A 21,420-nucleotide genomic window follows, 5' to 3' on the forward strand; every position below is an offset into this window, starting at 1 on the left:
GTTGTCTGGCGGCGTCTGCCGCCAGACAACCGTCGATTGCGTTGTGAAACTCTAATTGGAAAACCAATCCGTTATTCGAGCAGAAGAGGTCCCGTATTGCCTTTCCCCAAGCGAGACTGCCTACTGGAGAAAATATGACTGTGCAGTTTATGGAAATAAGGTTTTACTTTTGCGTTACAAAGACTCTCCTGCGATTTGTCTTTGCCGCTCTCCCCCTGGTTTTCTCCGGACCCGGCAATGCTGAAATTATTTTCAGCGCAAAAATTCTCGGCCCCGTTGCCAATATTTATTCCGTGAGCGAATCCGGCGAGGTTCGGAAAATCACCGACAATATCCGCTGGCGGGACATGGATACGGATGTGTCCGCCGATGGCAGGTTGGTGTTCTCCTCGAACCGGGAGGACAACCCCCGGGTGGACCTGAACAGAATCTCGGAAGACTTCAACATCCATCTAATCGAAAAAGACGGCAGCGAGCCGAAAAAGATTGCTTCCAGCCGCCACCGGGAGTTGAAACCCCGATTCAGTCCCGGCGGCAGGAATATCGCCGTTATCCGCAGCGGTGCCCGACAGCAGTTGCTGGTGGTAGGCGCGAACGGAGAAGGTGAACGGGCCCTGGCCGAGGCGGACGAAATATACGATTTTTCCTGGTCACCGGATGGCCGCCGGATTGCCCTGGCCCGGCGCGACGGGAAGGAATCCGGAATTTGGCTGGTCTCAGCCGATGGCTCTGAACCGCCATTTCAATTGAAAAACGTTAGCCGGGCCCATCGAATTGTTTCCATCCGTTGGTCTCCGGACGGGGGAAAGATCGCCTATATCGACCATCCCCTGAATGCGGAGAGCCGGCAGCTGTGGGTGCGCCACCTGGACAGCGGCCGCGACCAGCGGATATCTCCCGAAGACCTCCAGGTGCAGCAGCCGCCGGAATGGTCCGCCGACGGTAATCGTCTGCTCTACGCCGCCCTGGCCGACTACCGCTTTCGCTACGACGAGAACGCCCACAAAAAGGTATACGAGGGCGCCATGCATATTTATCTCTCGGACCTGGAAGGCAATGACCGGCAATTGACCAGCCGGGAGGCGCTGCACAAATCCCCGGTGTTTTCTCCGGATGGCCGACGTATCGCCTTTCTCTACGCCCCTGAATTGAACAGCCGCCAGCTTTCCCTGCGCACCATGGATAGGGATGGTGGAAACGTGAATGAGTGGTTCGACTCGGTGGCCAGGAACTCCAACCTGAGGTGGGTGCAATGAACGATATTGATCGCGCGGACTCAGCTTATTCGCCCTATCTGGTGATGATTTTGCTGTGTGCAATCCTCCTGGCAACAATTTACCTGGCTTCCGATGAAGAGCCGCAGAAGGGGGATTCCGCAGACCGGATGAATCCCGTCTATGAGGAAATTCCCCTTGTTGAGACCGCGAGAGAAAAGCCGCGGGAAGCCCCGCAATTGCAGCAGTCGGCCGACCCGGTTCCGGTGCAACTGGCAGTCGGGGAAGAGGTGGAGATCCTGGGGCAGAAACTGCGTCTGCGGGAAGTTCGTGACAGCGCCGGCAGTGGGGAAATTCGCAACCTGGAATTCGTCTTTCGGCGGGGAATTTTGCCGCAGCGGTTGTTCGACGATAACCGCAACCTGGTTGTGAATTACCGGCAGCTATACCGAAACAGCGTCGGCTACGGTGCAGCGGCGATATTCCTCTATTACGAAGTGGTAAGCCGGGACTCGGACGGCGACGGCCTGCTGTCGTATCGCGACGGAGTGGATGTGGCGGTGAGCCGGCCGGATGGCAGTGAATACCGGGTTTTGGACCGGAACCTGGAGCGGGTGATCGGAGTGGAGTATTTCCCGGCGGAGAATGTCCTGCAGCTAGAGCTGGAGGTGGACGGTTTAAAGAGTAGCCGAACCTACGCCCTTTGACAGGAAAAAATGACAGTGCCGTAGGGTGCGCCGCGCGCACGGGATCGTAGTCGATAAAGGCTCTTGTTGCCTTCGGTGTGCAGGGGGGCGGCAATAATGAACACAAGTAAACCATAAATAATTATCGCACCATCGCACCACCTGAAACGCCGCGGATTGATTCCGGGGAAAATTTTGGCCAATAGACAGGCGGTTATATGAAAAAAAACAAAATCATGGAAACACTCCTGCCTTTTGCCTTCGTGTTGCCGGCGTCCGTGGCAACGGCGCAACTGGCGGAAGGACAGGGCAAGTTTCTCGGCAATATATCCCAGAACAGCGTGCCGTCCTCCTTCGGTACTTATTGGAATCAGGTGACGCCGGAGAACGCCGGCAAGTGGGGCTCGGTGGAGTCCAGCCGCGACAACATGAACTGGAGCGGCCTGGACGCGGCCTACCGGTACGCGCTGGATACCGGTATTCCATTCAAGCAGCACACGCTGGTGTGGGGTAACCAGGAGCCCGGATGGATCGGCGGCCTGACCCAGCAGGAGCAGCTGGCGGAGGTCACCGAGTGGATACGGGCGGCGGGGGCGCGCTATCCGCAGACGGATCTGTGGGACGTAGTCAACGAACCGCTGAATGATCCGCCCTCCTATGCCGAAGCCCTGGGCGGCAGCGGCGAGACCGGCTGGGATTGGGTGATAACCGCGTTTGAACTGGCCCGCCAGAATGTCAGCGGCCAGCTGCTGATCAACGAGTACGGCATTGTCAACGACGGCAATCTCACCGGTGAATACCTTGAAATTATCCAGCTGCTGCAGTCCCGAGGCCTGATCGACGGCATCGGCGTGCAGGCACACACTTTCAACGTGGTGCCGGCGTCGGCGGACCTGATTCGCCAGAACCTGGATCGGCTGGCGGCCACCGGGTTGCCGATCTATGTGTCCGAGCTGGATATCAACAATGCGGACGACCAGGCACAGCTGCAGCAGTACCAGGAGAAATTCCCAGTGTTCTGGGAGCATCCCGGCGTGGCCGGCGTCACCCTGTGGGGTTACCTGGAGGGGATCACCTGGCAGTCGGACGCCTGGCTGGTGGCAAACAACGGCAGCGAACGCCCGGCGATGCAGTGGCTGAGGGAATACTTCGGCATGGGTTCCAGCAGCTCTTCAAGCTCGTCCTCGAGTAGTTCCAGTTCATCCTCAAGTTCCTCTTCCAGTTCTTCTTCCTCGAGTTCCAGCGGTGGTGCCGCTATCAGCTGTACGCCCGGAACCGTGGACGACTGGGGTTCCGGGTTTGTGCTGAACAACTACACGGTCACCAATGAGGGCAGCAGTCCGATCAACGGTTGGACGGTGCGGATCGGTTTCGACCGGATGGTGACGTCCACCAATGCCTGGGGCCTGGTACTGGCGGGCCAGAGTGGTACCCACCTCACTGGCAGCAACGTGAGCTACAACGGTGTTTTACAGCCGGGGCAGAGCGCGGTGTTCGGCATGCAGGGTGGCCCCGGTGGTGTCGGTACGCCCAGTTGTACGGCGCAGTAAATGTCCTCTCTCTCCCCAACTCTACCCCCAAAGGAGGCGAGGGGCCGGGGGAGAGGGGTCAGGAAATGCATTTCAAAGAAGCAATCATAGGAGAAATAGAATGTTTCGATTACTAAAAACGAATTTACTGATTTTATGCTTATGTTTCACGGTGCCCTCGGCGTTCGCTGCCCAGGCCACCATGAATATCGTCAACGACTGGGGCGCAGGCTTCCAGGCTGAAATTGTCGTGGTCAATGACGGCACCGGCACTTTGTCGAACTGGTCTGTGGAGTTCGACATGGCGGTGGATATCAACAACCTGTGGGGCGGTGTCATCCAGTCCCATGTGGGCGACCACTATACGGTCGAGTCCGCTGGCTACAACGATGCCATTCCGCCGGGCGGCCAGGTGAATATCGGTTTTCTCGGCACGCCCGGGAATGTGTCGCCAGCAGCGGTGAGCGTGAATGGGGAGGGCGGTTCCTCCTCGAGCTCCAGCTCCTCCAGTTCGTCGAGTTCCAGCTCCTCGAGTTCATCCAGCAGCAGCTCTTCCAGCTCCTCCTCGAGCAGCAGTTCCAGCTCCAGCTCGTCGAGCAGTTCCTCCAGCAGCAGTTCCGGTGGCCGGCTGGATAACCCCTTTGCCGCTTCCAGCAGCTGGTACGTAAATCCGGAGTGGGCCGCGAAAGCGGCGGCGGAACCCGGCGGCAGTGCCATCGCCAATGTCAGTTCCGCGGTGTGGATGGACCGCATCGGTGCCATCACCGACGGGATGGGCCTGCGCGGCCACCTGGATACCGCGGTGGCCAACGGCGACGACCTGTTTATGTTCGTGGTCTACGACCTGCCCAACCGCGACTGCGCGGCGCTGGCCTCCAACGGAGAACTGCTGATTTCCGAGAACGGCTTCGAGCGCTACCAGAACGAATATATCAATCCCATCGTGGATATCCTCTCCGACCCGGCCTACAGCGCTCTCAATATCGTGGCTATTATCGAAGTGGATTCTCTGCCCAACCTGGTGACTAACCTGGATATTCCCGAGTGCCAGGAAGCCAACGGCCCGGGCGGCTATCGCGACGGCATCCGCTACGCGCTGAACCGGCTCTCGCCACTGGAGAATGTCTACTCCTACGTGGATATCGCCCACTCCGGTTGGCTGGGCTGGAGCAGCAACTTCGGTCCCGCGGTCAACCTGATCGGCGAAGTCGTTGAGAGCTCCGATGCGGGCTGGGACAGCGTCGCCGGCTTCGTCAGCAACTCCGCCAACTACACCCCGGTGGAGGAGCCCTACCTGCCGGACCCCTCGCTGAACGTCGGCGGTCAGCCGGTGCGTGCCGCGAGCTTCTACGAGTGGAACGACTATCTGGAAGAACTGGACTTCGTGCAGGACTGGCGCCAGGCGATGATCAACCGGGGCGCGCCCACCACCATCGGCATGCTGATCGATACCGGCCGCAACGGCTGGGGCGGCCCGGACAGACCCACCGGAACCTCTACCAGCAACGACCTCAACACCTACGTCAGCGAGTCGCGCATCGATCGACGCCTGCACCGCGGCAACTGGTGCAACCAGCCCGGTGGTGTGGGCTTCCGCCCGCAGGCCAATCCGCGCCCTGGGGTCGACGCCTACGTATGGGTCAAGCCGCAGGGTGAGTCTGACGGTATCTCGGACCCCAACTTCGAACAGGACCCCAACGATCCCAACAAGCAGCACGATCCCATGTGCGACCCGACCTTCGGGGGGACTGAACTCAACGGCCACACACTGACCGGTGCGCTGCCCAATGCACCGCACGCCGGGCGCTGGTTCCCCGAGGCCTTCCAGTTACTGTTGGAGAATGCCTATCCGCCCCTGGATTAATAAAAACAGATAAGAAAAACACTCCCTGTAGGAGCGGCGTGGCGGATGGCCGCCCCGCCGCTCCTACATACAGGAGACGATCAATCCGGTAATGAAGATTCCCGGAAAGAGAGAAAGCAACATGAAAAAACTTATACGAGGCCTGTCGACAGCGGGAATGATGCTGGCTTCGCTAAACAGCTGGGCCGGTTTTTCCATCAATAACGGCCAACTGCTCGACGCCAACGGCAATCCCTTCATCATGCGAGGCGTCAACCACGCCCACACTTGGTACAACAGCCGCACGCCCCAGGCACTCGCCGATATCGCCGCCACCGGCGCCAACACAGTGCGCATAGTGCTGGCCAACGGCGGCCGCTGGGCGCGCAACGACGGCGCCGATGTGGCCGATGTGATCGCCCGGTGTAAATCCCTGGCGCTTATCTGCATGCTGGAAGTACATGATGCCACCGGTTGGGGCGAGGACAGTGCGGCGGTGCATATCTCCTCCGCCGCGGAATACTGGACCAGCCCGGATATCCTCGACGCAATCACCGGCGAAGAGGACTATGTACTGATCGATATCGCCAACGAGCCCTTCGGCAACGGTGTGGGCGAGAGCAACTACGTGGACGGCACTACCGCCGCCATCCAGACCCTGCGCGACGCCGGCCTAACCCACACCATCGTGGTGGACGCCTCAAGCTGGGGGCAGGACTGGGAAGGCTACATGCGCGACAACGCCCCGCAGATAGCCGCCGCCGATCCCTTGGGCAACCTGTTGTTCTCGGTGCATATGTATCAGGTGTACCCGGACAACCGCAGCGTGGCCAACTATATGCAGGCCTTTCAGGACATGAACCTGCCGCTGGTAGTGGGCGAGTTCGGCCACGAACACCAGGGCCAGCCGGTGGATGAAGACGCGATCCTGGCCCAGGCCGAGGCCCGCGGTATCGGCTACCTGGGCTGGTCCTGGTCCGGCAACACCGAGCCCTACCTGGATATGGCCCTGAACTGGGACCCCAACAATCTCTCCGGCTGGGGCGAGCGGCTGATCAACGGTGAGAACGGCATCGGGCAGACCGCCCAGTGCGCCACCGTGTTTCCCGGCTGCGGGGGTTCGTCCAGCAGCTCCTCGAGCAGCAATTCGTCCAGCTCCAGCAGCAGCTCCAGTTCTTCTTCCAACTCGTCCTCTTCCAGCTCCTCTTCTTCCAGCGGCGGAAACGGCGGACTGACGTGCACCGCGGGCGGTTTGAACGATTGGGGCGCGGGCTTCGTGCTCAACAACTACACGGTGACCAATACCGGTAGCCAGCCGGTCAGCGGCTGGACTGTGCAGTTGAGTTTTCCCCACGAAGTGAGCATCAGCAACGCCTGGAGCGCGCAGCTGTCTGCCAGCAGCGGCAGCCAGCTGACCGTCGGTAACGCGTCCTACAACGGCGCGCTGCAACCGGGCCAGAGTGTCAGCTTCGGCATGCAGGGCTCACCCGGCGATGTAGGTATTCCGGAGTGCAGTGTGCAGTAGCGCACTGCTCGCCACTCTTGTGAGTTGCCGGAATGACGATGTTTAGTGTGTAGGGTGGGCAAAAGAGCGCGGCGACGTGCCCATCGAATCGGTCTAAAAGACGGGCACGTTGTTACGCTCCTTTGACTCGCACCATCTATGGTGCTCGCCCGCTTCGCGGTCGCCTTCGGCTGTCGATTTGTGCCCATCCTACGCAGGCTCGAAGTTAAGAAGATAAAACCGGGAGGCGAACTGCGATCGCAATTTATCGGGATGCCCCCCTAAAAAAATAAGAGAGAGAACGGAAATGAAAAAAAATAATTCTTTCATCCGTGCCTGGACCCTGCCGCTGGCCTGCGGCTGGGCGCTGTCGGCGCAGGCGCAGGTATCCTGCGAAGTGGACTACCCCATCAACGACTGGAACGGCGCCTACCAGGTGAACGTGGGCATTACCAACAGCGGCAGCGAACCCATCGCCGGTTGGTCCCTGGAGTGGGACATAGGCGCGGGGGAAACTCACAGCGGCGGCTGGAACGCCGATATCAACCAGAGCGGCACGCGCATCGCCGCGTCCAACCCGGCCAACCATTGGAACGGCACCATAGCCCCCGGGGCCACCAACCGTTTCGGCATCCAACTCAGCGATGCCTCGCCGCCCGCCTTCCAGCCGTCGGCCTTCACCCTGAACGGCGTCGCCTGCAATGGCGGCGGTTCGTCGAGCAGCAGCTCGTCGAGCAGCTCGTCCAGCAGCAGCTCCTCCAGCAGTAGTTCCTCCAGCAGCAGCTCCAGCAGTAGTTCGAGCTCCTCCGGCGGCGGCAGCACCGTCACCCTGCAGGAAAACGCGGCGGGCTTCTGCGGCGTCGACGGCACCATCGACAGCAACCACGCCGGCTATACCGGCAGCGGTTTCGCCAACACATCAAACGTCAGCGGCAGCGGCATCCGCTGGAGTCTCGACGTGCCCGGCGGCGAATACCTGCTGGAGTGGCGTTATGCCAACGGCGCGGACAGCCGGCCGGGGGACGTGCGGATCAATGGCGGCACCGTCGCCGCGGTGGACTTTCCCTCCAGCGGGGCCTGGGACAGCTGGGCCACGGCGAGCGCCAGCATTTTCCTGGACGAGGGCGAGAACCGGATAGAGCTGTCGGCCACCGGCGCCGACGGCCTGGCCAATATCGACTCCCTTGCGGTGACCGGCAGCGCCCCCCAAGCCGCCGCCTGTGACGGCTCCGGTGGCGGTGATGGCACTTATCGCATGGAGGCCCTCGGCCGCGGCGTCACCGTGGTGCCCAGCGGCGGCGGCAACCTGGTGAGCTGGCGCCTGCTGGGTACGGACGATCCGGCCGTGGCCTTCAACGTGTACCGCGACGGCCAGAAGCTCAACGGCTCGCCGCTCACTGGCGCCAGCAATTACCTGGACGGCGGCGGCCCGGCGAATGCGCAGTACACGGTGCGCGCGGTCACCGGCGGCAGCGAGGGCGCGGCGGCTTCCGCGGAAGCGGTATTCAACGGCAGCGGCTACTTTGATATCCCGCTGCAGCGCCCCGCCGGCGGCACCACGCCGAGCGGCGAGGCCTACAGCTATTCCGCCAACGACGCCAGCGTGGCCGACCTCACCGGCGACGGCCGCTACGAATTCATCGTCAAGTGGGACCCCAGCAACGCCCACGACAACGCCCACGATGGCTATACCGGCAACGTCTACCTGGATGCCTACCGGCTGGACGGCCAGCGCCTGTGGCGCATCGACCTGGGTCGCAATATCCGCGCCGGCGCCCACTATACCCAGTTCCAGGTCTATGATTACGACGGTGACGGCACCGCGGAGATCGCCGTAAAAACCGCCGACGGCACCGTCGATGGAACCGGCAGCGTCATCGGCAACGCCGGTGCGGACTACCGGAATTCCGCTGGCAGGATTCTCTCCGGCCCGGAATTCCTCACCGTCTTCAACGGCCGCACCGGCGCCGCCATCGACACCGTCGACTACCAGCCGCCGCGCGGCAATGTGAGCAACTGGGGCGACAACTACGGCAACCGCGTGGACCGCTTCCTGGCGGGCACCGCCTATCTCGACGGCCGCAACCCGAGCATGATCTTCTCCCGCGGCTACTACACCCGCACGGTGATCTGGGCGGTGGATTTCGATGGCCAGAACCTTTCCACCCGCTGGATTTTTGATTCCAACCAGGCGGGCAGCCAGTACGAGGGGCAGGGTGCCCACAGCCTCTCCATCGCCGACCTGGACGGCGATGGCCGCCAGGACGTCGTTTTCGGCGCCATGGCCATAGGCTCTGACGGACAGCCGCTGTGGAACACCCGCCTGTACCACGGCGACGCCCTGCACGTAAGCGACTTCTTGCCCAATCGCCCCGGCCTGGAAGTCTTTATGCCCGGGGAGCACAGCAACCAGCCTTCGTCGCGGCTGGTCGATGGCACCAACGGTTCGATCATCTTCCAGACCGCCCCCGGCGGCGACAACGGCCGCGGCGTGGCCGGCAATATCTGGGCCGGCAACGCCGGCGGGGAATTCTGGTCGGCCCGTGTCAGCGGACTGCTCGACGCCAACGGCAACAGCGTGGGCAGCAAACCCGGCTCGATCAATTTCCTCATCTGGTGGGACGGCGACGGCGAGCGCGAACTGTTGAACAGTACGTATATCAACAAGTACGACCCCTCGCAGCGTCTGCTCACCGGCTCCGGGGTCAGCTCCAACAACGGCAGCAAGTCCACCCCGGCGCTCTCCGCGGATATTTTCGGTGACTGGCGAGAGGAAGTGGTGTGGCGCACCTCGGACAGCTCGGCGCTGCGCATCTACGCCACTCCCCACGTGACAGAGTTGCGCATTCCCACCCTGATGCACGACCCGCAGTACCGGGTGGCCATCGCCTGGCAGAACACCGGCTATAACCAGCCGCCGCACCCGAGTTTTTACGTCGGCAGCGAGGTGACGGACTATCCCTGGCCGGATATCCACACACCCTGAGTGAAGGAAAAACACATCGGCTGTGGGAGCCTGCAAGCAGGCTCCCACAACAATATCCCGACAAAACAGGGAGAACTTCCATGAACAGATTTATCAGGATTCTGCTCACCGCAACCGCCGCCTTCTGGCTCGCGGCCAACGCCCTCGCCCAGGTCAATCCCGACACCTGGTATATGCTGGTCAACCGCCACTCCGGTATGGCCATGGGTATCGAGGGAGGATCCACGGAGGCCGGAGCGCGGCTGGTCCAGTGGAATCCCAACGAGGCGCCCAGCCAGCAGTTCCGCTTCCTCGATTCCGGCAACGGCCACTACCGCCTGGCCGCCCGCCACTCCGGCATGGTCCTGGACGTGTACGAGTGGAACGACGCGGACGGCGCAGACATAGCCCAGTGGGAGGACCTGAACGGCACCAACCAGCAGTTCCGGCTCGACGATATGGGTGGCGGCTATTACCGGCTGGTGAACAACTTCAGCGGCAAGGCGCTGGACAACTGGGACTGGTCCACCGAGGCCGGTACCCGCATCTCCCAGTTCACGCCTACCGACGCAGCGGTGCAGCAGTGGCAACTGGTTCCCGTCGACGGCGATCCCCCCTCCGGCGACTGCGGCGGAGGCACGCCCCAGGCCACGGTGACCGGCGGCCCCGGCAATTACCAGGTCAATGGCAACAGCGTCGGCGGCAACTATTTCAATGCGATCAATACCGCCATATCCAGCCTGTCATCCGGACGCAATTCCCAGGAGCGGGTGACGGTATTCGCCGATGGCTCCATCGGCGCCAACTCCATAGTCCTGCCCAGCCACACGGCGCTGGAAGTGTGCGGCACCATGAATGTGGGCAATGCCGCGGGCAGGGGTGCCATACGGGCGATCGGGGTGGAGAACGTCTCGGTGCCTTTCCTGAAGATGACCGGCAGCCCCTACTTCGGTATGCAGTTCGCCGATGCCCACGGCCTGCACCTGGGGCAGATCGACCTGCGCCTGGACGGCGGTCTGGGCATCCGCTTTGACCGCGACCGGCCGGGCAGCACCAATGTGCGCATGGATTACGTTTACGTCTCCGGCACCGGCAATCACGGGGTGGAAACCTGGAATGTCGACGGGCTGGAAATCGGCACCATCATCGCGCGCAATACCGGCTACTCGGGCCTGCTGCTGAACAACACCCGCAACGCCGTGATCGGCCTGGTGGACGGCGAGGACACCGGCACCGGAACCGGCTACGCGACCCTGCGCTTTGCCAACGAGAATGGCCGCATCAACGGCGGCTACCCCACCAATATCTTCGTCGACCGCGTCATATCCCGCCGCGGCGGGCGGGGCTTCTTCTGCGTTTCCAACTCCGGCGGCGCGGTGGTGAACAACATCGACTTCGCCGACAACGGCAACAACTCGATCCTGATCGAGAACTGCCACAACGTCACCGTGGACGGCGGCGTGATCAATGGCGGCGGCGAACTGCGACTGGCGGCGCGCTCCGAGTTCCCCAACAACAGCGACATCACCATCGCCAATCTCGACGTCTTCAATACCAATGTCCGCGAGCAGCCCTGTGCTGAGAGTGTCAACTGGATTGACGTGAACGTTCAGGGGGGTAACTTTAATGTCTGTAACTAACCGGGGAACTGTGCGTTTACCCCGGAACCAGAAAGAGTAGCTCCCCTCTCCCGCTTGCGGGAGAGGGGCCGGGGGAGAGGGCCGGGGGAGAGGGCCGGGGGAGAGGGCCGGGGGAGAGGGCGGCGGTCACCTGCCAAGGAGCCTGGTAACAGGCGAACTGCTACGAAGCACTGATCTTTTCGCCCGCAAGCAGGCTCCTACAGCGCGGTATTCCTGGTAGGATAGGCAAAGCCGGAGCGGTGCGCCCAGTACCCCGGAACCAGAAAGAGTCGCTCCCCCCTCCCGCTTGCGGGACAAATTTGAGGGAGTTCAAATTTGGACGCCGGAGGCGCCCGAAAGGTGCGCGCCAGGGGATGGTGCGCATCACTGGGGCCCGGGGGAGAGGGCGGTGGGCATCCGCAACGAAACGATCACAAGAGGAAATCTTCCGATGCAGAGCAGACTTCCATTATTCAGCACCGCTACGGGGGATGACCCTTGTCCAGCGGGGTAGCCAACGCGGCGGCACTGGCCGCCACAGACAGGGCAGAGAGCTGGATCACCGACCGCGCCTGGGTCGCCGGTGCCGTCGGCGCCATGGCGGTGCTTATCTGCGCGGCGGCCTACAATACCGGCGGCCTGCTGAACAGCGGCCTCACCATCGCCGGTTTCCAGATCACCGACAACCGCCTGGACAGCATTCTCGCCGCGCTGATCATCAGCAGCTGCGCGATGCTGGTGGTGGAACTGCCCCGGCTAAGGCTCTGGCAGGGGCGGGATTTCTTCCAGCTGCACCCGACCCTGGCCCGCGGTCACTGGATGCGCTTCGCCATGGAGGCCCTGGTGCACTACCTGGTCTACCTGGGCCTCCTGGCGCTGGTGATTTTCTTTTTCCGCACCGCCGGCGAGTACGGCTTTGCCCGCGGCAACGCCTACTACAAGCCCTGGTTCCGCCTGCTGGACCTGGCCTGGGCTGCCTGGCTCTGGGGCGGCCTGCCCTATGTGCTGCTGACTCGCGCCCTCAAGCACTCGCCGGAGGCGGACAGGATGGACCTGGCAAACAGCTGCCTGAAGATGGTCTCGCTGTTCACATTTCGCCGGCCGGTGTTCGACGAGTACGACCGTAAAAACCTGCGCGCTCTGCTGGTAAAACTCTTCTTCGCGCCGCTGATGACGGTGTTTTTCGCGGACCAGTTTCCCCATCTGGTCAGCAACGTCGGCTATATGTTCGACGGCCTGCCCGCGGCCATCGCGGAAAACCGCTACAGCCACCGCCAGTTCAACCTGGATTTTTTCAATATTTCCGTGGCCCTGGTATTTTCCATCGACGTGGCCCTGGCCTGGTGCGGCTACATGGTTTCCAGCCGCTGGGTGGATAACCAGACCCGCTCCGCCGAGCCCACGATGCTGGGCTGGGTGGTGTGCCTGTTGTGTTACCCCCCGTTCCAGATGTACCTGGGCCTCTACTACGCCGCGCCGGGGGAACGGGAAGTGCTGCGCCTGGGTAACCCCTGGTTCGTGACCCTGTTCACTTCCATGATGCTGGCCAGTTATCTGATATACATGGCCGCAACCCTGCACTTCGGGGTGCGTTTCTCCAACCTTACCAACCGCGGCATTATCCGCACCGGCCTCTACTCCCTGGTACGTCACCCCGCCTACGGAGCAAAAAACTTCGCCTGGTGGTGTGTGATGTTCCCGGCAATTGTCTACAGTGCCTTCCACGCCGGCTGGAAACTGGCCCTGGCGCAGACCCTCGGCCTGCTGCTGATGACCTGGATCTACTACTGGCGGGCGATTACCGAGGAGCGCCACCTGAGCGCCGACCCGGACTACGTCGACTACTGCCGGCAGGTGCGCTACCGGTTTTTCCCCGGGCTGCTGTAGCGACGCCCAGACCTTTGTTGTAGGAGCGGTCCGGCCGCTTCTACAAAGGGGGCCGGGAATGAATGGCGCTAAGTCAAGCGATAATCCTGATGCGAAGGGCCTGATGCCGGGGGCTTTTTGCGGGACTGTCTGCGAGAGGGACCTCGCAGACAAGCCTACAGGGACGTATTTACGGGGGGGCGCCTAGCCCGTGTCCCGCAAGAACCCCCGGTAGCAGGCCCGCCCCAGGCCTTAACTTAGTGCCATTCGGGTCGGGAATGATTTCACGGCTTTCCCGGAAATCGGCAATCCTGCCGATTTGTATCCACCCTACAGCTCATTCATCCAGCGGTTCAACCTTGTGGTATTTCACAAAGTTGAACCTGGTCAGCGCGAATAAATTGTGACGCTTCACTTATTCAGACGAATGTATAGGTTGCTGTCGTTAGATTGAAAGTGCGGTAATCAAAAAAATAAAACAACAGGGAAGAAGGTCTGAGAGTGCGTCCCCGCGTGTGACGGTCCGCGGTTTGATCGTCTGGTTGCAGCCGCAACGACGGCTCAGATTGTTCAGGGCTTCCCCAACCATGAAGAGTGAGGTTTGTATGAAACGATTGATGAGAGCCTGTCAACCGCTGTGCGCACTGGTTGCCGGAGTGACGGTGGCGGGAAATTCCCTTGCCGCCAACTACGGCGAAGCGCTGCAAAAATCCATTTACTTTTATGAGGCGCAGCAGTCGGGCCCCATCCCCTCCTGGAATCGCAACGAGTGGCGCGACGATTCCGGTATGACAGACGGTGCCGACAACAATGTGGACCTGCTGGGCGGCTGGTACGATGCCGGCGACCATGTGAAGTTCGGTTTCCCAATGGCCGCCAGCGCCACCCTGCTGGCCTGGGGCGTGGTGGAGAACCGCGATGCCTATGCGCAGACCGGCCAACTGCAGCATATTCAGAACAACCTGCGCTTCGTGGCCGACTATTTCGTCAAGGCGCACACCGCGCCCAATGAACTCTGGGGGCAGGTGGGCAACGGCGGACAGGACCACGCCTGGTGGGGCGCCGCGGAAGTCATGCCCATGGCGCGGCCCTCCTACAAGATCGACGCCAGCTGCCCGGGCTCCGACCTGGCCGGGGAAACCGCCGCGGCGCTCGCCGCCATCGCCATGGTGTTCGAGTCCACCGATGCCGCCTACGCGGCGAACCTGCTGAGCCACGCGGAACAGCTCTACAGCTTCGCCGACAACTTCCGCGGCGTATACAACGACTGCATCACCGACGCCGGCACCTACTACAAATCCCACAGCGGCTACAACGACGAACTGGTGTGGGGCGCCGCCTGGCTCTACCGCGCCACCGGCGACCAGGCCTACCTGGACAAGGCGGTGAGCTACTACGACAACCTGTCTACCGAGCCCCAGCAGTCCATCAGGTCCTTCAAATGGACCCACGCCTGGGACGACAAGAGCTACGGCAGCTACGTGTTGATGGCCCAGCTCACCGGTAACGCCGAGTACCGCGCCGACGCCGAGCGCTGGCTGGACTTCTGGACCACCGGCTACGACGGCCAGCGGGTGACCTATACTCCCGGCGGCCTCGCCCACCTGGACCAGTGGGGCGCCGCGCGATACTCCGCCAACACTGCGTTTATCGCCCTGGTGTACTCCGACTACCTGCAATCCGCGGACCCGGGCAACGGCCGCGCGCAGACCTATTACGATTTTGCGGTGAGCCAGATGGAATATTTGTTGGGGGAAAACCCGATGAATATGAGTTACCAGATCGGCTACGGCAGCGTCTACCCGACATCACCGCACCACCGCACCGCTCACGGTTCCTGGAACGACAGCCTGCAGGACCCGGTGGACAACCGCCACACCCTGGTGGGCGCCTTGGTGGGCGGGCCGGACACCAGCGACAATTTCGTCAACGACCGCGGCGACTTTGTGCTCAACGAGGTGGCCACCGACTACAACTCCGGCTTCACCTCCGCGCTGGCGCGGCTGTGGCTGGACTTCGGCGGCAATCCCATACCCGAGGTCCAGTTCCCGGCGCCGGAAGAGCGCGACCTGGAATTGTTCGTGGATGCCAAGCTCAATTCCAGCGGCCCGCGCCACACGGAGATCAGTTCCTACGTGCACAACCACACCGCCTGGCCGGCACGTCTTACCGACAACCTGAGCCTGCGCTACTGGATCGATATTTCCGAACTGGTGGACGCCGGCTACGGCCCCGAAGACCTGATCCTCAGCAGCGCTTACAGTCAGGGTACCGATTACACCGGCCCGCACCCCTGGGGTGAGCCCTCCGACAACCTCTACTATGTGGAAGTGTCCTTCGCCGGTGTGGACATCTATCCCGGCGGCCAGTCCGCGTCGAAAAAGGAAACCCAGTACCGCATCGCCGTGCCCGAGGGCGCGCCCTGGAATCCGGACAACGATCCCTCCTGGGACGGCTACGGCAGCAGCCACGTCCAGGCGCCGCAGATCGCCCTCTACGACAACGGCGAACTGGTCTGGGGCCAGGAACCCGGCGGCGGCTGCGGTGGCGATACCGGCGTCAATTGCGCGCCCAGCGCCCACAGCCAGAACCTTTCCACGCCCTACGAAACCTCCCTGTCCATCACCCTGAGTGGCAGCGACAGCGACGGTACCCTTGCGGATTACACAGTGGCCAGCGGCCCCGCCAACGGCACCCTCGAAGGCAGCGGTGCCAGCCGCCTGTACACCCCGGCGGCGGGTTTCTTCGGCACCGACAGCTTCACCTTCACCGTCACCGACGACCAGGGTGCGACGTCTTCGGCCGCCACTGTCTCCGTCAACGTGGAAGCGCCGGAAATTCCCGCAGTCAATATTTCCAGCCCGGCGGAGGGCGCGCGCTTTGCACTGGGTGCGGACATCCCGGTGCAGTACAACCTGCAGAACGCCGAGGGCGTCAACCTGTACCTGGACGGCGCGCTTGTGGGTAGCGGAAGCGGCTCCGGAACACTGGTAGTGCCGGCGCCCGCGGCAACCGGTCTGTACCAGCTGCAAATCGTCGCCACCGAAGGCGGGGAGGAACTGACCGCGAGCGACAGCGTCACCGTGGAAATCTACGAGCCGGTGGCCGGCGCGGTGAGCTGCACCCCCGGTAGCGCCGACGTATGGAACAGCGGCTTCGTACTCAACAGCGTCACCGTGGCCAATGAGGGCGACACCGCAGTCCAGGGCTGGGAGATAACCCTTACCTTTGCCGAGCCGATCGAACTGGCCAACGGCTGGAGCGGCAATTTTGACCTCTCCCCGGACGGCCTGGTTCTCACCGTCTCCAACGCCGAGTGGAACGGCAACCTGCAGCCGGGCGACAGCACCAGCTTCGGCTTCCAGGGCAGCCACGGCGGGAACTTCCAGGCGCCGGTGTGTACGGCCAACTGATCTGAAAACGCGGGCGGCAACCGCCGCCCGCCGTTTCCCCAATAATCGACGGAACCGATCATGAAACTTCTATTTACCCTGGCGGCCTCGGCCGCCCTGTTCGCTGCTGCCCAGGCCCGGGCGGCGGAGCCCCTCCCCGACGACGACTGGCTGCATGTGGAGGGCAATCAAATCCTGGATATGCAGGGCAATCCGGTGTGGCTCACCGGCGCCAACTGGTTCGGCTTCAACGCCGGCGAGCGGGTTTTCCACGGCCTCTGGGCCGCCAACCTGGAAGGGCGCATGCGCGACCTGGCGGAGCGGGGCATCAACCTGCTGCGCGTGCCGATTTCCACCGAGCTGATCTGGGAGTGGCAGAACGGCATGGCGGCGGTGCCCAACATCAACGCCCATGTAAACCCCGAACTGGAGGGCATGACCTCCCTGGAAATTTTCGACGAGGCCGTAGCCCTGGCGAAAAAATACGGGGTGAAAATCCTCGTGGACGTGCACAGCGCCGAGGCGGACAACGCCGGCCATTTCTACCCCATGTGGTACGAGGGCAGCCTGGACAGCGAAACCTTTTACCAGACCTGGGAGTGGATGGCGGACCGCTACAAGAACGACGACACCGTTATCGCCTTCGATATCGAAAACGAGCCCCACGGCAAACCCTGGGCGGATAACCCCTACGCCAAGTGGGACAGCTCCACCGACGTCAACAATTGGAAGCACGCCTGCGAAACCGCCTCCAAACGCGTACTGGCGATCAACCCCAACCTGCTGGTGCTCTGCGAGGGGATAGAGTCCTATCCCAAAGACGGTGTCAGTTGGGGCGGCGGCGCCGGCCCGGACTACCACAACTACTGGTGGGGCGGAAACCTGCGCGGCGCGGCCGATCACCCCATCGACCTGGGAGCCAACCAGGACCAGCTGGTTTACTCCCCGCATATCTACGGCCCTTCCGTCTATCAGCAGCCCTGGTTCGAGCCGGACTTCACCTACGAATCGCTGATAGAGGACGCCTGGCGGGACAACTGGTTCTACCTGCACGAGCAGGGCCTATCGCCGCTGTTGCTCGGGGAGTGGGGCGGCCACCTGGACGGCGGCCAGAATGAAAAATGGATGGGCTACGCCCGCGACCTGATCGTGGAGCACGGTCTGCACCACACCTTCTGGTGTCTCAACCCCAACTCCGGGGATACTGGCGGCCTCTGGCACTACGACTGGACCACCTGGGACGAAGACAAATACGCGCTGCTGAAACCCGCACTGTGGCAGGACAGCAGCGGCAAATTTGTGGGCCTGGATCACCGCGTGGTGCTGGGCAATGCCGAAGTGGGCACCAACGTCAGCGAATACTACCAGGGGCAACTGCCCTCGGTGGCCATCACCGCACCCGCGAGCGACAGCCAGTTCCTGCCCGGCTCGCAGATCGCCGTGCAATACACCCTGGCGCAGGCCGCCGCGGTCAATGTTTACCTGGACGGCGCACTGCTGAAAACCGCCAGCGGCGGCAGCACCGCGATCACCGCGCCGGCGGTCGAAGGCAGTTACCAGCTGCAACTGGTGGCCGTGGACGGCCAGGGGCAGGAGCTTTCCGCCAGTGACACCCTGTCCATCCGCGTGGTCGATGAAGTCGTACCGGAGCCCGCAGTGGAAATCACCGCGCCGGCGGACAACAGCCGGGTGGAAGCTGGTAGCGAAATCGCCGTCACTTACACCCTGGAAAACGCCGCCGGCGTAACCGCGACCCTGGACGGCAACAGCCAGACCGCAATGGGCGGCGACAGCCTGGACCTCACCGCGCCCCTGCTCGACGGTTTCTACCCGCTGGACGTAGTCGCGGTGGACAGCAACGGTGAATCGTTGGGCGCAAGCGACAGCGTCACCATCGAAGTGTTCACACCGGTCTCCGCGGAACTCGACTGTGAACTGGGCACCAGCGATATCTGGAGCAATGGTTTCGTTCTCAGCAATATTGAGATTACCAACCGCGGCGCGCCCATACAGAGCTGGCAGCTGGTCCTGAGCTTCGCCTCCCCGGTAAGCTCAATCAACGGCTGGAGCGCCAACTTCTCCCTGTCCCCGGACGGCCACACCCTCACCGTCTCCAACCTGGAATGGAACGGCAATTTGCAGACAGGACAGACAGTAACCTTCGGCTTCCAGGGAGAGCACGGCGGAGACTTCACACTACCGACATGTTCCGCCAACTAAATAAGCGGTACGGAATTTTTGTAGCATGGGCAAAGCGAAGCGTGCCCATCAAACCGCAGAAGATGCCCTCAATCGGATGGCACTAAGTTAAGCGGAACCTCCCTGTAGGAGCCAGCTGTGACCGCCATGGATGGCGGAATGCCGCCCAGCGGAATGCCGCCCAGCGGAATGCCGCCCAGCGGAAATGCAGATTTTGCAGGAGCAAAAATCTGTCAGGCGAAATGGGCGAGGCTCCGCAGCTGTTCGCCTGCAAGCAGGCTCCTACAACGCAACTCCAATCAACTACGGGATGACATTTAATGTTAAAAATCCCCAACACGGGAAAATCAAAATGAAAAACCAAACAAAAGAAAATCCCCCTCACCGCCGGTGGTTCACCGCCACCGCGGCACTTTTACTGATACTACTCGGCAACACCGCCCTTGCAGTAGAACCCCTCACAGTAAACGGAAACCGCATACTCGCAGGCGGCCAGGCACGCAGCCTCGCCGGCCCCAGTTTCTTCTGGAGCAACACCGGCTGGGGCGGCGAGCGGTTCTACAACGCCGACGCGGTAAGCTGGGTGAAGAGCGACTGGAATGCCACCCTGGTGCGCGCGGCCATGGGCGTGGACGAAGAGGGCGGCTACCTGGAAGACCCGAACGGCAACAAAAGCCGGGTGGTCGCCCTGGTGGATGCCGCCATCGCCAATGATATGTACGTCATTATCGACTGGCACTCCCACCACGCCGAAGACTACACCGCCCAGGCGGTGGCCTTTTTCGAGGAAATGGCCCAGACCTACGGCCACCATGACAACGTAATCTACGAGATCTACAACGAACCCTTGCAGGTCTCCTGGAGCGGCGTGATCAAGCCCTACGCGGAAACCGTGATTTCCGCCATTCGCGCCATCGACCCGGACAACCTGATCATCGTCGGCACGCCCACCTGGTCGCAGGATGTGGACGCGGCCTCCCGGGACCCGATCCAGGGCTACGCCAATATCGCCTACACGCTGCACTTCTACGCCGGCACCCACAAGCAATACCTGCGGGACAAAGCGCAGACCGCATTGAACAACGGCATCGCGCTTTTCGTTACCGAGTGGGGCGCCGTCAACGCCGACGGTGACGGCGCGGTGGACTATGGCGAGACCCAGACCTGGATGAATTTTCTCGAGGACAACAACCTCAGCCACGCCAACTGGGCCCTGAACGATAAAGAGGAGGGCGCCTCCGCACTGGTACCCGGCGCCAGCGTCTCCGGCGGCTGGGGCCAGGACCAGCTCACCGCATCCGGCCAACTCGTGCGGGACATCGTCCGCAACTGGGACGGTGGCGGCTCCGCCTGCGGCGGCAACTGCCCACCGGTGGCCGATAGCCAGAACCTCTCCACCGCCTACCAAACGCAACTGTCGATCACCCTGAGCGGCAGCGACAGCGACGGCAGTATCACCGGCTACACTGTGCAGAACGGCCCCGCCAACGGCAACCTCGGCGGCAGCGGCGCCAACCGCTTCTACACACCCAACAGCGGATTTTCCGGCAACGACAGTTTTACCTTCACCGCAACCGACAACGCCGGCGCCACCTCAGAACCGGCCACCGTTTCCATCACCGTGGGAACACCGTCCGGAAACGGCGGCGTGAACTGCGAATCGGGCACCGGGGATGTATGGAGCAGCGGCTTCGTGCTCAGCAATGTCACCGTCACCAACGGCGGTAACTCAGCCATCGGCAGTTGGCAGGTAACCCTGCAATTCCCCGAAGCCGTAGAGCTGACCAACGGCTGGAACGGCAACTTCAATATGTCCGCGGATGGCAGGACCCTGACCGTTACCAATATCGACTGGAACGGCAACCTGCAACCGGGGCAGTCGGCCAGCTTTGGATTCCAGGGTAATCACGACGGTAGTTTCCAGATGCCAGTGTGTAGTGCAAACTGACTTTAAAAACGCAACTTGTCAGCCAGAGCTTATGCCGCTGCGTTGAACCATTTTTGTAGGAGCCTGCTTGCAGGCGAATGGTGCCGGCATCTAGCCCTGTGCTCGCCGTCCTTGGCACTACACCTATGCTTTCTATCTGGCCCCGGCCCCGCCATCCATGGCGGGTCGCCAAGTCGCGCACAAAGCGATGCTTTGTATACGCGCGGCTTGGCCCTGCCAGCAGGCTCCTACAGAAGGGTGCCGAGTCCTAACTCAACAGTATTGTAGCTAGAGCAGCGAAGTCCACGCCGGACAACCGAGGCATGGATGCCGAAGCGGGCACGTGCAAAGCGCATGGCCCGAAGGGTATGGCGCAGGAGCGCCATCTGATCCAGAAACCCACCGATTCGGGACTAGAATACCAAAATGCATTATCCAGAGCTTGCATATTCCGGCCTATCCTGAACACCCATTCCGGTTTCAACGTGAACACTTCTGCCTGATCATTTTTTTGTACTTATGTACCAGGTCCAGGTGCTTGTAACTCAAGTTTCGGAGTTCGAAATTGGCCTGAACCTCGTCTTAACTATTTGATTTATAAGGATAACTTTAGTGCCTTGCCTATAAAACAGGATTTTTACGTTCCACCTGTAAAAATAGGCTAAAAATGACATCT

11 protein-coding genes are annotated in these 21,420 nt (G+C 61.8%); all 11 read left to right on the plus strand.

Annotated features, from left to right (window positions below; genetic code table 11):
• Nucleotides 1–293: 293 nt before the first annotated feature.
• Nucleotides 294–1,256, plus strand: a complete 963-nt coding sequence (locus tag ACRC0P_RS13520) for an LpqB family beta-propeller domain-containing protein (protein ID WP_438631779.1) — start codon at nt 294–296, stop codon at nt 1,254–1,256.
• Entirely contained in the window at nt 1,253–1,921 is a 669-nt protein-coding gene (locus ACRC0P_RS13525; protein ID WP_438631781.1) for a hypothetical protein, read from the plus strand. The genes ACRC0P_RS13520 and ACRC0P_RS13525 overlap by 4 nt, the downstream gene beginning before the upstream one ends.
• A 197-nt stretch (nt 1,922–2,118) precedes the next feature.
• Nucleotides 2,119–3,450 carry an endo-1,4-beta-xylanase gene (locus tag ACRC0P_RS13530; RefSeq protein ID WP_438631783.1) on the plus strand — a complete coding sequence of 444 codons (1,332 nt, stop codon included), beginning with the start codon at nt 2,119–2,121 and terminating at the stop codon, nt 3,448–3,450.
• Nucleotides 3,451–3,631: 181 nt separating this feature from the next.
• Entirely contained in the window at nt 3,632–5,293 is a 1,662-nt protein-coding gene (locus ACRC0P_RS13535) for a glycoside hydrolase family 6 protein (RefSeq protein ID WP_438631785.1), read from the plus strand.
• 121 nt (nt 5,294–5,414) lie between these two features.
• Nucleotides 5,415–6,797, plus strand: coding sequence for a cellulase family glycosylhydrolase (locus ACRC0P_RS13540; RefSeq protein ID WP_438631787.1), 1,383 nt, complete (start codon nt 5,415–5,417; stop codon nt 6,795–6,797).
• Between the two features lie 286 nt (nt 6,798–7,083).
• Entirely contained in the window at nt 7,084–9,762 is a 2,679-nt protein-coding gene (locus ACRC0P_RS13545; RefSeq protein ID WP_438631789.1) for a cellulose binding domain-containing protein, read from the plus strand.
• 80 nt (nt 9,763–9,842) lie between these two features.
• A complete protein-coding gene (locus tag ACRC0P_RS13550; RefSeq protein WP_438631791.1) occupies nt 9,843–11,381 on the plus strand; it encodes an RICIN domain-containing protein in 1,539 nt (512 codons plus the stop codon).
• Nucleotides 11,382–11,858: 477 nt separating this feature from the next.
• A complete protein-coding gene (locus ACRC0P_RS13555; RefSeq protein ID WP_438631793.1) occupies nt 11,859–13,247 on the plus strand; it encodes a methyltransferase family protein in 1,389 nt (462 codons plus the stop codon).
• A gap of 596 nt (nt 13,248–13,843) precedes the next feature.
• On the plus strand, nt 13,844–16,639 hold the full coding sequence (locus tag ACRC0P_RS13560; RefSeq protein ID WP_438631795.1) for a glycoside hydrolase family 9 protein: 2,796 nt from the start codon (nt 13,844–13,846) through the stop codon (nt 16,637–16,639).
• Between the two features lie 60 nt (nt 16,640–16,699).
• Complete coding sequence (locus ACRC0P_RS13565; RefSeq protein ID WP_438631797.1) at nt 16,700–18,838, plus strand: cellulase family glycosylhydrolase; 2,139 nt, start codon at nt 16,700–16,702, stop codon at nt 18,836–18,838.
• A 331-nt stretch (nt 18,839–19,169) separates the two neighbouring features.
• Complete coding sequence (locus tag ACRC0P_RS13570; protein WP_438631799.1) at nt 19,170–20,765, plus strand: cellulase family glycosylhydrolase; 1,596 nt, start codon at nt 19,170–19,172, stop codon at nt 20,763–20,765.
• Nucleotides 20,766–21,420: the final 655 nt, after the last annotated feature.

The organism is Microbulbifer sp., from assembly GCF_051659245.1.
Classification (GTDB): Bacteria; Pseudomonadota; Gammaproteobacteria; order Pseudomonadales; family Cellvibrionaceae; genus Microbulbifer.

What these genes read in the sequence shown, in the direction of transcription:
- ACRC0P_RS13525 (WP_438631781.1), top strand. Translation starts at nt 1,253, where the DNA reads ATGAACGATATTGATCGCGCGGACTCAGCTTATTCGCCCTATCTGGTG.
- ACRC0P_RS13530 (WP_438631783.1), top strand. Translation starts at nt 2,119, where the DNA reads ATGAAAAAAAACAAAATCATGGAAACACTCCTGCCTTTTGCCTTCGTG.
- ACRC0P_RS13535 (WP_438631785.1), top strand. Translation starts at nt 3,632, where the DNA reads ATGAATATCGTCAACGACTGGGGCGCAGGCTTCCAGGCTGAAATTGTC.
- ACRC0P_RS13540 (WP_438631787.1), top strand. Translation starts at nt 5,415, where the DNA reads ATGAAAAAACTTATACGAGGCCTGTCGACAGCGGGAATGATGCTGGCT.
- ACRC0P_RS13545 (WP_438631789.1), top strand. Translation starts at nt 7,084, where the DNA reads ATGAAAAAAAATAATTCTTTCATCCGTGCCTGGACCCTGCCGCTGGCC.
- ACRC0P_RS13550 (WP_438631791.1), top strand. Translation starts at nt 9,843, where the DNA reads ATGAACAGATTTATCAGGATTCTGCTCACCGCAACCGCCGCCTTCTGG.
- ACRC0P_RS13560 (WP_438631795.1), top strand. Translation starts at nt 13,844, where the DNA reads ATGAGAGCCTGTCAACCGCTGTGCGCACTGGTTGCCGGAGTGACGGTG.
- ACRC0P_RS13565 (WP_438631797.1), top strand. Translation starts at nt 16,700, where the DNA reads ATGAAACTTCTATTTACCCTGGCGGCCTCGGCCGCCCTGTTCGCTGCT.
- ACRC0P_RS13570 (WP_438631799.1), top strand. Translation starts at nt 19,170, where the DNA reads ATGAAAAACCAAACAAAAGAAAATCCCCCTCACCGCCGGTGGTTCACC.